The 14,560-nt window shown below is 35.7% G+C and carries 10 protein-coding genes; all 10 read right to left on the bottom strand.

Features of this window, described 5'->3' with window-relative positions:
• Window positions 1-5: 5 nt before the first annotated feature.
• Complete coding sequence (locus ACNQFZ_RS12715; protein ID WP_458411718.1) at window positions 6-2,000, bottom strand: class I SAM-dependent methyltransferase; 1,995 nt, start codon at window positions 1,998-2,000, stop codon at window positions 6-8.
• Window positions 1,990-3,807 (bottom strand): ABC transporter ATP-binding protein, encoded by a 1,818-nt coding sequence (locus ACNQFZ_RS12710; protein ID WP_458411717.1) that lies wholly within the window; start codon window positions 3,805-3,807, stop codon window positions 1,990-1,992. The genes ACNQFZ_RS12715 and ACNQFZ_RS12710 overlap by 11 nt, the downstream gene beginning before the upstream one ends.
• On the bottom strand, window positions 3,800-4,588 hold the full coding sequence (locus tag ACNQFZ_RS12705) for an ABC transporter permease (RefSeq protein ID WP_458411716.1): 789 nt from the start codon (window positions 4,586-4,588) through the stop codon (window positions 3,800-3,802). The genes ACNQFZ_RS12710 and ACNQFZ_RS12705 overlap by 8 nt, the downstream gene beginning before the upstream one ends.
• Window positions 4,589-4,644: 56 nt before the next feature.
• Window positions 4,645-5,991 (bottom strand): nucleotide sugar dehydrogenase, encoded by a 1,347-nt coding sequence (locus ACNQFZ_RS12700; RefSeq protein WP_458411715.1) that lies wholly within the window; start codon window positions 5,989-5,991, stop codon window positions 4,645-4,647.
• Between the two features lie 296 nt (window positions 5,992-6,287).
• Window positions 6,288-7,919, bottom strand: coding sequence for an O-antigen ligase family protein (locus ACNQFZ_RS12695; protein WP_458411714.1), 1,632 nt, complete (start codon window positions 7,917-7,919; stop codon window positions 6,288-6,290).
• 12 nt (window positions 7,920-7,931) lie between these two features.
• Entirely contained in the window at window positions 7,932-8,405 is a 474-nt protein-coding gene (locus tag ACNQFZ_RS12690; RefSeq protein WP_458411713.1) for a tetratricopeptide repeat protein, read from the bottom strand.
• Window positions 8,406-8,671: 266 nt separating this feature from the next.
• Window positions 8,672-9,379, bottom strand: coding sequence for a stalk domain-containing protein (locus ACNQFZ_RS12685; RefSeq protein ID WP_458411712.1), 708 nt, complete (start codon window positions 9,377-9,379; stop codon window positions 8,672-8,674).
• Between the two features lie 175 nt (window positions 9,380-9,554).
• Entirely contained in the window at window positions 9,555-10,283 is a 729-nt protein-coding gene (locus ACNQFZ_RS12680; RefSeq protein WP_458411711.1) for a stalk domain-containing protein, read from the bottom strand.
• Window positions 10,284-10,299: 16 nt separating this feature from the next.
• Entirely contained in the window at window positions 10,300-11,829 is a 1,530-nt protein-coding gene (locus ACNQFZ_RS12675) for a stalk domain-containing protein (RefSeq protein WP_458411710.1), read from the bottom strand.
• An 82-nt stretch (window positions 11,830-11,911) separates the two neighbouring features.
• The gene (locus ACNQFZ_RS12670) at window positions 11,912-14,224 is read right to left on the bottom strand and encodes a copper amine oxidase N-terminal domain-containing protein (RefSeq protein WP_458411709.1); all 2,313 of its coding nucleotides are present in this window, start codon (window positions 14,222-14,224) and stop codon (window positions 11,912-11,914) included.
• Window positions 14,225-14,560 lie beyond the last annotated feature (336 nt).

The raw sequence follows: 14,560 nt of genomic DNA, 5'->3' as shown, positions 1-14,560 counted from the left end.
CGAAACTAGTTATCTTTTTTAAATAGAAAGTCGATTAGTTTTCGATTTTGTAATTGGTTAATTTTATCAGCAGCAATTGATAGCTGATTTGTTAGATTATTTATGTCCTCCGCATTGCTCTTGACAATCTCGGTTAACTCTGCGACTTTATTTTGGAAGTTGACAATTTCCTTTTCGTTTTCTTCCTTAATTTCTTTGTATCTTTCAATTAATGCATCTTTGTTTTGAATATCAACTAAGGCTACTTCATATTTTGCATGGATCCCTTTATATTGGTTACTCATGAGCATCAGTTCAGTTATGCGATTTTCGTATGCTTCAACGTCTGCCTCTTGTTCTTGATTTGTTAGGTTATTTTTCAACAATTGAACAATCTCATCATTCGATGGTTTGGACTCCAAAGACAACTCGGTTTGAGTGAACATACTTATTATTTCTGCTGGAATTTCAACAATCAATAAGTTATTCATCATAACCGCCTTAAGCTCCACTTGAGTCCCGTTGATATTCGAATGTGCTCGTAAGCGAGAATCAATTTGTTCATGACAATCTTCATTCTCAATATAAGCGTATAGATAACAATTTCCACGAATGAGGTTATCGGCAACCTGTTTCAAATCAACAACGTATTTATCAGTCCTTTGACTAAACTGTAATGTTTGATTTGTCTTCTGTTCCGAATTGACTCCAACATAACTGATGGATAATGTGTCCTTTATCATTTCTGTATTTGTTAATTCAAACAGAAACCCCTCCGGCGGACATTTGATCTTGCTTGCCGGAATCTGAAACGTTTTTGTTTTGCTTTCTCCATCGCCTGTATATAGCAACTCACCAATCGGTAGATATGACTTTTGGCGATCATAGACATTTAATAATAAACGACCTTCACTGTTATCTATATATTCAATATTCAGTTCAAAGTCTTCATTTGTAAATTTCGGAACAACAAACAGCGATTGGTTATTCGCATTTTGCTTTGGCCCGATAAATCTAAAAGTCCCCTCGTGATTGAAAGAAATGGCGCTGAAATTCATCATGTCATTGTTTACAATATAAGGTTTATAGCCAAAATAAATCGTATGCTTCCGTTCATAAAAAGGATTCACAAAGTCTACATTCCACTTTGGATTGTTTGCTAGTTCAACTCTTTGGATTTGGCAGTCACTTTCAATTACAATTTCAAAATAGTCGTTCACTTCTACTGTTTGCTTTTGACTTGCCTTTTCTAATAGAAACAAAGCCTCATTTTGAGTGATTTCTTCCAATCTAAAACTGTCCATCACCTCATGAATCGTATCGGCGATGGCATGGTAGAATTCAGGCTCTGTCTTTTGAAGTTGGGATTCCTGCTTGGCCCCACACTGTGGACAAACAGCTTCAACCCAATTATTTGAATAATGATAAAGACTTTTTAATGCTTCTGCATATCTCGGAATATGAGGCCATTCATCTCCTGAGAATCCCATTTCTTTTATTGTAAAAGCTGGTGTGAAGTTTTCGATGATGGTCTCTTTCGTAATTGACTGAATATGCAGATTGACGTGAAACTCACAAGTACATTGATAGCACGTCATTTTTCCAAACTCTAATTTTTCCTGAAAAGGCGTAACGACCAAAATATATTTCTTCGCAACTCTTTTCAGCTCTTCAATCCCCTTCCTAAAGATGGGAAGTGGTAAGTGCTCAAGCACATCGCTAATTAAAATTAAATCAAATTCATTATCTTTAAAGGGGAGCTCCGCAATAGAACCAATAACCTTCTCCGCTTTTACATATTTCAATGCTTCTTCACTAATATCCAGCGCACAAACTCTTGTATATTTATCAACTAATTGATTCGTAATCACGCCATTGCCGCAGCCAACATCTAAAATTGTACTGACATCCACTGGAATCTTACTCAACGTCAAATTTGCAACATCTATCTGAAAATCAGAAGGTGCTTTATCCCAAAGGCCTTCTGAATTGTAATATTTCATTAAATGATCATTTGTCATGTTTTATACCCCACCTAATTGGATGATTGACTAACCCAAGATTTACATTCAATCCAAACGGTTGTTCAATTTTAACTTCGTACATTTTATCATGTAAATCATAAGCTGATGGTTCAACATTATCTAATAGGTTTAATTCTTTAAAAATAGCAGCAGATACCAAATAATGGCCTGCACCTAGCAATAATGGATCAAAAACAATATCAACATAGCCCTCGCCGCTAACCGTAGCGACTTCAAAGTGATCTTTATTGGAAATAGCTTGTGTTGCACATGTACCATCTAAAAGATAATAAGCTACAACAAATACAGGGCTAAAAATTTGTTGATTTGCTTTATAATGCAACCTGACTTTTTTATACTCTCCACTTGTGAAAACAAGCTTTTCCTCATTATTGGCATCTAAAAATTGCACTTTTGTAAGGACAATCTCGCCGGAACCATAGATTTTGCTATTATTTTCACGATCAATTAGTACGACCTCGTCATCCTGACTGTCAGTAACATTATCATTCTCGTTATTCTGATTTTTGTTTTGCATTTCCTTTGTGAAAGCAAAAGCGGACTGTTTCCAAACATCATCGTTATTGGCGTCTAATTGACCTAAGAGGAAATATTCTTTGCCATCATAATATTCAACCTTCACGGCTTCTTTGGATGAATCTTTATATTCAATTGCTAAACTATATTTAGAAAGGTCAGCGAAATTATTGACTCTGATTGCAAACGATGCATGTTGATAGCTTCCGCCAATATTTTCGAAGTTTCGATAAACTCTACCTTCCTTGTTTTGAACATCGGACCAATTGATTGTTTCTTTATCTATCAAGAGGAAAATATTATTGCCGGCATTATTGTCAAATCCTTTCCCCAGCTCCAACGTTTCAACCTCTTGTTCGTCCATATATAAGCTGATTTTTGAAATTGAGTGCTTATCCATCGGTGCACCGTTTTCAGTGATGAGATGGCAGTAGACAATTTCGTTATTGATGCCCTCTTCTAATGTTTTTAAATCGTTATGCTTCAAACGTAAGTTTCTGGCTTTCAATCTCTTTTCTTCTTGCTTTCTGATTGAAGCCAAGTATTCGGCAGTCACATCGAGGATATGTCCTTCCATTACGACATGCCCTTTATCAATCCAGATTGCTTCACTACATAACTTTTGTACAGAAGTAATATCATGGGAAACGAAAAGAACGGTTGTCCCACCTTCTGTTAATTTCTTCATACGCTCAATTGATTTATTAATAAAATAGGCATCACCGGCGCCTAGTATTTCATCAATAATTAAAATTTCTGGGACAATCGCTGTCGATGTTGCAAAAGCTAACCTTGCATACATACCAGCTGAATAAGTTTTCACAGGGTTTTCAATAAAATCCTCTAACTCTGAAAAATCTAAGATTTCCTCGAATTTTTCCTCCGCTTCTTTTCCAACTACTCCTGAGTAGGCTAAAGAGGCAAAGATATTCTCTCTTCCTGAGAATTCCGGATGAAAGCCCGTTCCTAAGTCCATTAATGCAGAAACCTTCCCGTTAATCTTAACCTGTCCGCTTGTTGGCGCTAAAGTGCCTGAGATAATTTTGAGTAACGTACTTTTCCCGGCACCATTCCTGCCAACTAGGGCAACCTTACTACCTTTTTTTATATTTAGATTAATATCTTTTAAAGCCCAAAATTCATTGTATTTATTTTTTGATAGTTTACCAAACCCTAATAAATCTAAAATCCGATATTTAGGATTATTAAATGTCTTATACATTTTACTTAGGCCGCTAATACTGATTGCATCTTGATTCTTATACATAGTCAGAAAACACCACTTTCAAGCGTGTAAAAATATAGTACCCAATATAAAATACAATAAAAGACATCAACACAAAGATGAGCGTTACATCCATACTTGGGAATGATTGATACATAATGACTTCTCGATAGACTAGAATCATATAATATAAAGGATTGAACTTCATAAAGAATAACAAGTTTTCATCCAACATATCTACTGTATAGGCTATTGGGGAAACTAACATTAGCAAAATTAAAATGACGTTAATAACTTGGCCGACATCCCGGAAAAAGACATTAATACTAGCTAGAATCCAGGCCAAGCCCATTGTAAATAAAATTTGCAAGAACAAAATGAGTGGTAGCCATAAAACGTAAAAGCTTAGCTGTCCTCTAAAAGCTAACACAACTAATAGCAGCACAAGTCCAATGATTTGCGATACCATGCTGGAAAGCACGACCTTAACGGGAATTAATTCAATCGGAAATAATGTATTTTTAATTAAAGAACTATTTGCTGTGACCGAATTGACACTTATTCCAATGGCATCCGCAAAACCAAACCAAGGAATTAAACCTGAGAATATGATTAAAACATAGTCTACTGTTGATAATCCTTCCAGCCTGATTTTAAAGATAGCAATATAGACTAGAAAATAGACAGATAAAAAGAGAAGTGGATATAAAACTATCCACATCCCCCCCAATAATGAACCTGCATACTTTTGCTTTATATCATTAGCCGCTAAGTTAAATAATATTTTCCTATATTTATAAAGTAGCGAAAACGGATTGTTCATGAAAAAACTACTCCTTACATACTAGACCTAAAGTTGCCGCCTGCGGTTAAAACATTTTATAGGCGGAAATAATTTTCTGCTTTACCGTCTATATTTTTCATCGCATTTCTCGTATCCAAAACTTGCTGAGCATGCTTCGCTACTAAGCAATAATCGACATTAGAATGATCAGTTGTGATAACAGTAAGATCAAAGCCTTCTAATACTTCTTTATTCAAGGAAACACTTTCATAACCTTTGCCATTATGAACGATACTTGGGATAAATAAATCATGGTAAGCAATTTCTACACCTTTTTGTTCCAATATTTCAATAATCTTTAGAACTGGTGATTCCCTTAAGTCATCAATATCTTTTTTATAGGCAACCCCTAATAGTAATACTTTCGAACCGTTCAATGGCTTTTTCACATTGTTTAAGATTGACGCCATCTTATCAACAACAAATGCCGGCATCGTGTTATTAATCTCACCTGCAAGTTCGATAAAACGAGTATGATAATTGTATTCACGAGCTTTCCATGTTAAATAAAATGGATCAATTGGAATACAATGGCCACCTAATCCTGGTCCTGGATAGAAAGGCATGAAACCATACGGCTTCGTTTTAGCTGCATCAATGACTTCCCACACATCAATGCCCATTTTGTTACAAAGAATGGCCATTTCATTTGCCAACGCAATATTCACATGGCGGAACGTATTTTCATAGATTTTTTCCATTTCAGCTACAGCTGGACTAGATACCTCGTGTACTTCCCCCTCTAATACAGAACGGTAAAGTGATGCTGCAACCTTTGTACAATCATTGGTTACACCGCCAACTACTTTTGGAGTATTTTTCGTATTAAAATGCTTGTTACCCGGATCAACACGTTCAGGGGAATAGGCTAGGAAGAAATCCTCTCCACATCGTAAGCCTGATCCTTCAAGAATTGGTCTTACTAGTTCTTCTGTCGTACCTGGATAGGTTGTACTTTCCAATACAACCAAGGTTCCTGGTTTGATATATTTTGAAATCTCCTTTGTTGATGCCTCTACATAGCTTGTATCAGGCTGTTGATACATATCTAATGGTGTTGGAACACAGATGGCAACAGCATCAACATTGCTAATCAAAGAGTAATCCGTCGTTGCTTTTAACATTTTCTTTTCTACGATTTCTCGTAAATCATTATCAACAACATCACCAATAAAGTTAATTCCACTATTAACCATATCTGTACGTTTTTCTTGGACATCAAAACCGATTACATGAAATCCTGCCTTTGCTTTTTCTACAGCCAAGGGAAGACCAACATAACCAAGACCAACAACACCTATTACTGCTGTTCTGTTATGAATCTTTTCTATTAAACTCTCTGCTAAGGCTGATAAGCCTTTTGATGAAGATACTACTGTCATTTGAATTTCCCCTTTACTTGCAAGAATTGTATGAATACCAAATTTATCTATTATCATTTGCAACTGACCATTCGGTATATTAGAATGCAGTTGCCTTTTAACTATAAAAATTCAACAAAATTCTTCATAATACTTCAAAATACCTTATTAATTATAAATTAGTGAACTAAAAATCACAATGTGAATAAATAGAAACTACCAAGTTGTTAACAATTGCAGGATATGGATTGCTCTAGCTTTTCTATCAGCAAAAAAGGCCCTATTGTTTGTGCCAATAGAACCCCTTGCTACAATACTTAGTCTTTAACTTCTTCATACTGATTGATGTTCGCTACTAACACTCCCATTAAAACCCAAAAGATTGGGGCGGCTGCCACAATTGAATCATTGAATAATCCTTGGACTAAATAGGCTAGACCTAAGAGGAGGATACTCCAATTCAGTGCGCTAGTGTTAGTTTGATTATCAGTTTTTTCATGTTTAAAATATACCCTTATTTGTTTTATTACAATAAGAATAATGAGCGCCATAAAAGACAAAAACGCGAAAACACCGGATCCATATAATAATCCTAAAAACATATTATGCGGTTTGTCGAAAATAATATTACTAGTACCCAAGTTTGCAATGATGTCCGGATCGTTTTGTGGGAAAAAGTACGGGAATGTATCTAGACCATAGCCAAACAGTGGTCTTGCTTTCACTAGTTCTAACGTTTTTTCCCAGTTATAAACACGCCCAGTTCCAGCTCCTATACCCGGTGCCGGCAAGGTCGGAATACTAAATTTTACATTATCATCAATCTTACTACCTTCAGCATATGCATGATGGGGCAAAAATATTTCGTTTAACCCTTTTTTGATAACTTGAGGCTTCGTCATTAATAGAGATGCCTGTGGCTGATTTGCAAATGGATTTTCTTTTATAATAAAACCAATGGATTCATCCCATACCCGCGGATTTTTATTGGCAATTGGAATAAAGATAGAAATTGCCAGAATCAAAAATGAACCTAGGACAAGTAGTGCTTTTCCTTTTTGCTTATGAACCAAGATTGCCAAAATCATAATCGGCAATAAAACTAATAAGGTTAAAAAACCACTTGTGGAGAGCGAGGTTAATACTATCACGAACGATAGCAGCGCCATCACAACATTAATTGCAGTCCTAACTTTATTTTTATCAAAGAGGGCCCATGTTAGAAATAAAACAGCTAAAATCGAACCGATTCCGCTAATGTAGTTCGGATTACTTAACGTCCCCCATAACTGTGCCCCTTCTGAAACTTGAGCACCTTTCGGAATAGCACCTAAAATGAAATTATGAAGCCAACCAATATTCAGGAGGTTTTTGCCATTTAGCACAGCGATGCCGGTAATCATATTCAAAATCACAAATGGATATAGACTATATAGAAATCCGCTGATTTGCTTAGCTGAAAGCTTCATATTTGCTGTAACAAAAAAGAGCATTATGTAACAAATAAAGGCTAATGTTCCTTCATGGCGGTTGTACATCCCGTGAAGGGCCAGGCTTTTATATGGTGATAAAACCGCTGAAAGAGTAACTGCAAGAGATAAAATTCCCAAGAAAAGATTTATTTTATTTTTTGGGATCGTGTATTGTAAGAAAAATACTTTATAGAGAAATAGAATCCCTATTAGAATGGTGATAATAATCAGAAAGATATACTTATAATAGGAGAAGATATCAGCCTGCATACCAGTACTTAATAATGTTAACTTTGGACTAGCATAGTCGATTACACGTGCCTTAACGAATAATGGTATAAGCACAAGTGCAGCTATTAATAACATATATATGGTTTTGTCAATGTTGGCTGATTCCTTGGCATCTATAGAGTTGTCACGCTCAATTTTAGGTTCGCTATTGACCTTTGACTTTTTATAATATTTGCTATAATCCATTATATCCCTCCTCTACGATTGAAGTTCTTTCTCTATTGACTGGAGAAGCTCATCTTTTTGTGCTTGGAACTCTTTAGTAACAGGTTTTTCTAGATAGGCCCTGGCGAGGTCTAATTGTTTAATATGATACAAGCTTTCGCCCATTTTAAATGTAAAGGTTTGATCCTCTAACAATGCTGGACGAATATCAACTGCCCTTTGGAGGTAAATGGCAGCCTTATTGTAATCTTTTAGACCACTGTACGCTAGACCAAGCTGGTAGTATAATTTATATTCATCAGGATGTTTTACAACTAATTGTTCAAGCGTTTCGATTGCTTGGGGCGCCTGATTGGACTTTAGAAGCTGAACAGCTTGTTGATACTCCCCAAAATCCTTCTTATATACTACTGCTTGTTTTTTTCCCACGCTATTTGTGTAGATGATTCCTATTAAGACAAACAATAAAATTCCCAAAAATATGTATTTCACTGTACTCGATTTCATCTAGGCAAACTCCTCTAAAAGTATCTTTTTGACATAAGTAAATTTTAGTTGATTTCCAGAAATAGTTCAACCTTTCGACAACAAATTGCGACAACGAGGGGAGGAAGCAGTTAGGATTATTGGATGCTGTGTGTTGGAATACCGAGTGATAAGTTGCGGCAAGAAATTTCAGCCTTGGATTTGTGAAGGAAAATGCAAAAGCACAATGAGCATAGGGGTTGCCCATTGTGCCTTTTTGTGATACTTTTACGCAAACGTTTTTGTGCCTATTTAACTTGCTCTAAATAAGCATCGAACAATCCAATTTCAGCTGACTTTTCTGAGTCTAAATCCGTTTCAATTCTAAGTTTGATAACGTCAGTTACATTTAGATTAATATCTGATGGCAATTTTCCTCGTTCCATTTGACCTGCAAATATTCTTTTATCGTCTGCATAAATTCTTACTTGAATTGGTTTATCAATTTCACCAGAACCTTGGATGAATCCCATGGTTGCAAAGAACTTTGTATATTGCTTGTTTAAATTAAATGTAAATTTTCCAGCCGGTTTCTGTGTCATCGTTGGTTCATACTTTAGTAATAGATATTTTGAATGATCCTTTTTAAGGTTATCTTTTACTGTTTTAGTACCGTTGCTATATTCATATGAAAGGGCCGTTGTATCATCATCTGAATGTTTAATACCATCACCAAGGTAAACCTTTTCTCCATCAAATTGCCCGATAAAAATTGTTTGTGTTTTTGTATCGAACTTAACTGGTTGTTTGAGCTTATCAGCGATAAAGCGTAGCGGAACAAATGTTGTTCCATTGTAAGTAAATGGTTTTTGGCTTGGCATTTGTGAAACGTTATCAATTTTGATATCTTTTATGCTATAAAATACCTCAATTGCTTTTCCCCCTGCTGCAAAAACGCCAATGGAGCTGAATGTAATCGCTCCTGCTATAAATCCTGTAATGAATTTTTTATCCATCTGTAATACACCTCCATATTTTCCTAATTATTAAATTCTAGGTATATTTAAAAATACCTTCCTTTTTACCAGTAATATATTACTAGCAAGACCTTTAACTACAAAAAAGGCAAAACAAGCATATAAATACTTGTTTTGCCTTTTGAAGCGGGACAAATGAACCGTTCTCTTGTACCTACCACTTAATGTCAAATTCATATGGCGTTACCTTTTGGTTTAGGCCATTTTCGTAAACTTCCACATAAAATTTCCCTTGTCTTTCGTCTTTAGGAATTGGAGGTAGCATAATATAGCCTTTTGAATCTTGGTCTTCGCCGATATCTTTAAACCATGATGTATCTTTCCAATATAATACGCCACCATTGATGTCTTTATTTGCATATGTGTCAAACTCTGATTTAAAGCTTGCCGTACCTTGGTTTAATTGTACCAGAGTTTCATTCGTATTTTTTACAACAACGTAAAGCTTTGTATAGTTTTGATCATTTTCAATGGAATCTAACTCCACACGTACACCATTAATCATCTTAGATACTGGCAATTCCTCATATCTAGTTGTATCTGGTTTCGTACATTCTTCAGTTTTATTAGTGTTTTCATCTTGGTTATTGACTACTGGTTCAGTATTCGTAACTGGTTTCTCGATTGTAACAGTTTTTGTTTGATCATCCCATTTAACATCTGCGCCTAATTGGTCAGCGATAAACCGTGTAGGTACATACGTATGACCCTCATAATTTAAAGTTGTATAACCACTAGGTAATGCTTTTGCTTCACCATTAATTTTGTATTTTACCCAATTCATAACACTAGGCAGACCAGCGCTATTTGCTAGTACATTTCCTCCAGAAAGTAAAACTCCACCAACAATAACGCCAGCAACAAATTGTTTATAGTTTCTCATGGTGCTATTCCCTCCTTTATTGGGCAGATGAGGATCCTCCCATAGCTGCCCATGGTTTTTCAAATACGGCGTGAAGATTATCTAATTTAACAACAGTATCGGTAATTTTCGCGTTAAGATCAGCTACTTGTAACTCTTTTTGTCTTAAATCCAACTCGGTTGTTTGCCCAACTTCATATTGTACTTTAGCAACTTCTAAACTTTTCTCAGCATTTGCTAGGTTTGTTTGTAAAATTGCATATTGGTCTTCTAAACTCTTAATATTAAGATAAGTTGTTCGAACACCTTGAGCTATACTATCTTTTGTTTGTGCAATCTGATCGCCGATAGAGGCAGCGGTAATTCTCTTTGTTTCGTAGTTATCTCCAATACTACCTGAATTGTACGAATAGAAATCAAGTGATTTTTGTGCAAGATTTTTAGCTTGCTCCAATTCAAATATTGATGGGTGGTTTTCTAACGTTTTCGTTATTTGATAGTCGACATCTACATTATCCATTGTTTCAAATGTAGGCATGTCAACTAGAGAGTAACTATTGTTGCTTGTTACACCCATTAATTGATTTAGTTTTGTATTTGCTTGTGTTAAGGCTTTTTCTGACGCTTCTACAGTTTTCTTCGCTGCATCAAGTTTATTTGCTAATTGGTCATATTGAACTTTGCTGATGACCCCTTGTTCTAATTGGATTTTAGCAAATTTGAAGTTTAATTGTTCAACAGCTAATGCCTTCTCGTTATATAACTTGCTTGCCTCTTTATCAAGAATATCATTATAGGCTTGTTTTACCTGGTATGTGATTTCATCTTTTGTTGTTTCAAGATCACGATTTGCCTTTTTTACTTTGTCATCTGCAGAAAGCATCCCTAAATAAATTTGTCTCATTTGAGCATCCTCTAGTGAATTACCATTACCAAATGGTGAACTATACCTAAAGAATTCACCGTAATCATCACGGGATTCATCTGCTTTATCAATTTCTTTTTGAGCTTGCTTTAATGCATAGCTATAAGCAAGTGATTTTTGAAGTGCGTCATTATATGTTAATGTAGTTGAATTTTCGTCTTTGGTTACAACTTTGTTTGTATTATCATTTTGACTCGTTTGTTGTGTGTTTGCTTGCTGTGTAATCGTAATTGTTCTTGTTGACCCGTTCCAGTCTACTTTTGCATTAAGGGTTTCACTAATGAAGCGTAGGGGTACCATTATTCGATTGTTTAGTAATTGTGGATCTGTATCTAATTTTTGTAGGTTATTGTTGATAAAAGCATCCTTTGATCCCTTTTTAAGGGTAATCGTTTTATCCTCTTTTATTACTTTGACGGTTTGTGTTTTTGTATTCCAATCGACCTTCGCGCCTATTTTTTCAAATACACCACGTAAGGGAACTAAGGTAATATCGCCATGGATGACAGGGTTTTGATCAAAAGCAACTTTGTTATTATCTACAAAAACTGATATAGCTGCCTGTTCTGCATGTGTGAGCTGCGGAAATGTTAAAGACCCTGCAAGCATAGGGATGATTGCCCATTTTGAAATTTTGTTCATTTTCTCATCTCCATATTTTGGCTTATCATTGTAGTAAAAAAGGGCCCCCTAATGGAGGCCCTCTTTATTAGGGTTACTTAAATTACTTGATTGTTACAGTTTGAGTAGCTGCATCCCACTCAACAGTTGCTCCAAGAGCATTTCCTAAAGCACGGATTGGTAAGAATGTACGCTCGCTAGCGATTTGAGCTTTGCCGTCCATACCAATTTTAGCTCCGTTTAATACGTAAGAGTTTTGACCAATTGTCATTTGAGCAACTAGACCACCCTTAATTACTGTTGCAGTTCTAGAAGCGTTATCCCACTCTACAGAGTTAGCTCCGATTGCATTAGCAATTGCACGTAATGGAAGGTAAGTTCTACCTGTAGAAGCTTCGATGTAAGGAGCTGCATCAATAGCAACCTCTTTATCGCCAACCTTCATTGTGCTTGAACCGATTGTTAATGTAACTTTCTCAGCAGATACGTTACCTTCAGCTGGAGTTGTTACAGTAGCTACAGCAGCTTTTGTTACATAATCTTGATCGAATTCACCAGCATCTACATCGCTGTCTAACTTATAATCAGACCAACCTTGTGCAGCTTCAGCAGGAGTAGGTGCGCCGTCTTTGTAATTCTTATCTCCGAATTTATACATTTTAGCAACTGCTAGTGCATAAGCGCCACCTAATGTTGCATCGTTTTGAACAAGTGCAGTACCACCAACTTCTACAGATACTTCACCTTCTGGAATTGCACGGTTAAGATCAAGAGATAGACCTGAAACTACGATTTGGCTTGCTCTTGTGCTTTCGCCATCAATTTCAAATGATAATACGCCGCCTTCAACACTTACTGTATCTTCTTTAATTTTTACATTTCCTTCTTTTACAGTAATTGTTGGTTTTTCATCTGTGAATTCACCATCAGACAATGTTAATTGTACTTTCTTGTCAGCTAATAATGCGCCTTTAGTAGCTTCAGTGATCACGATATCTTTAAGAGCTTGTTTCTTGATACCAGTTCTAACATCTACTTTTTCTGTTGTAACTTTTACTGGTGCAACAACTTTAGCGATTACAGTTTCAGGAACTTCAACGCCAGCTCTTCCGCCGATTTTTACTGTTACGTCGCCTTCAGCATTAGCTTTTGTAGACACGTAGAACTTAACTTTGAATTCTTTCTTGTTATCATCTTGTTTTAAATCTGCTGGTAAATCAAAGCTGATTTCATTGCTATCACCTTTAATATCACCATTGAATAATGTATCAACTAAACCATTGTATTTATCGAAATTCTTCTCACCTGAAACATCTACACCAAGTACTTTTACCCAAGATGGGAATTCTACATCAACACTTCTGCCTGTTAACCATGAACCAGCTACTCTTTCTTTAAGTGTAACTTCTACAGTTTCAACATCTTTTTTGTCGTCAGTTAAGCGACCAGCTAATAATGTTGGTACGTCACCTTTTAATGATGCTTCTGTTCCAAAGTCACCATAGTTAGCAACAACTAGTGTGCCACTTGTTACTTTGTCGCCATCAAGGTCAGCTTCAACTTCGCCATACTCAGCGTCTTTATCAGCATCAATTGCTAGACCTGAAATGTAGAATGTACCAATTTTAGATGGTGTAGAATTAACTGAGAACTTAAATTCAACAGTAACTTTATTGTCATCTGGAGTTACTACGATAGATGCAGGATCAACTGCGCCCACAAATCCGCCACCAAGATTTACTTTTGCATCTTTAGTGATCCATTTATAGTTAGATGGTAATGTTAATGAGAATTTTTGAGCTTTGTTATTATCTTTTTTGTACTCATCAGCCCAAAGTGCACCGATAGATGTTTCATCGATACGGATATCATCGATAGTTCCGCCATCTTTGATTGTTTTTACAGAAGCGATTGATGCTGTAGTTTTACCTTCACCAACTACTGCAACTGTATATTGACCGCCAGAAACTTTTGAATCTCTTGGATCAACAGTTACTTTGATTTCGCCTTCAGCGCCATCAACTTCAAAGTATAATGCGATTTTGAATTCTTCGCCTTTAGCGATTGTTTTATTTGCTTTTAATTCTAAATCACGATCAGTTCTAGAAACAACTGTTAAACCAGCGTCGCTCTTAAGGGCTTTATTATTTTCATAATAAGATTCTACCCATTTCACTCCGCTTGGTAATGATAATCTGAATGTGTCATCAGTTGTTACATTCATATCATCTGCTCTTACGAATAAATTATTTACATCACCAGCTGCTTTACCTTCAGCGTTATAATCATCAGCTACATAAATAACCTTGTCAACAATATTTTTTGTGTTAGCAGCATTTACAGTTGTAGTAGCAACAGGAGCTACAACACCAGCAAGCATAGCTGCAGAAGCCATAACTTTTAAAGTTTTATTCATGTTTCATATCCTCCCTATGATTGGTTGAATTAATATATTTTCACTAAACCAAAAGAACAGTTTCTAGTTTCTTATGTATCGAGATTAATAGAATTGTTCCCTTGGGTTAGTAAATACCTAGAATTAAAGATTCATTGTGTAGTATATTACTTAGAATTGTAAAAGTCAACCTTTTCTTCCAGTGCTGGAAGAGCGAGTCTTTGAGATTACGTGACATTTTTAGTATTTACATATTTTAATACTCTTATTCTATTTACTACACATTTTTGACGATACAAACCTATTATAGGATGTTTTTACTACAAGATGCAACAAATTTCTACGTTGTTACATAAA

Source organism: Schinkia acidoalkalinis (assembly GCF_054301215.1).
The sequence above is the reverse complement of the archived record's forward strand: the minus strand, read 5'-3'. Positions and strand labels throughout refer to the sequence as shown.

Bases quoted from the DNA above. Each gene is read 5' to 3' on its own strand.
- ACNQFZ_RS12715 (WP_458411718.1), bottom strand. From the start codon at position 2,000: ATGACAAATGATCATTTAATGAAATATTACAATTCAGAAGGCCTTTGG.
- ACNQFZ_RS12710 (WP_458411717.1), bottom strand. From the start codon at position 3,807: ATGTATAAGAATCAAGATGCAATCAGTATTAGCGGCCTAAGTAAAATG.
- ACNQFZ_RS12705 (WP_458411716.1), bottom strand. From the start codon at position 4,588: ATGAACAATCCGTTTTCGCTACTTTATAAATATAGGAAAATATTATTT.
- ACNQFZ_RS12700 (WP_458411715.1), bottom strand. From the start codon at position 5,991: ATGACAGTAGTATCTTCATCAAAAGGCTTATCAGCCTTAGCAGAGAGT.
- ACNQFZ_RS12695 (WP_458411714.1), bottom strand. From the start codon at position 7,919: ATGGATTATAGCAAATATTATAAAAAGTCAAAGGTCAATAGCGAACCT.
- ACNQFZ_RS12690 (WP_458411713.1), bottom strand. From the start codon at position 8,405: ATGAAATCGAGTACAGTGAAATACATATTTTTGGGAATTTTATTGTTT.
- ACNQFZ_RS12685 (WP_458411712.1), bottom strand. From the start codon at position 9,379: ATGGATAAAAAATTCATTACAGGATTTATAGCAGGAGCGATTACATTC.
- ACNQFZ_RS12680 (WP_458411711.1), bottom strand. From the start codon at position 10,283: ATGAGAAACTATAAACAATTTGTTGCTGGCGTTATTGTTGGTGGAGTT.
- ACNQFZ_RS12675 (WP_458411710.1), bottom strand. From the start codon at position 11,829: ATGAACAAAATTTCAAAATGGGCAATCATCCCTATGCTTGCAGGGTCT.
- ACNQFZ_RS12670 (WP_458411709.1), bottom strand. From the start codon at position 14,224: ATGAATAAAACTTTAAAAGTTATGGCTTCTGCAGCTATGCTTGCTGGT.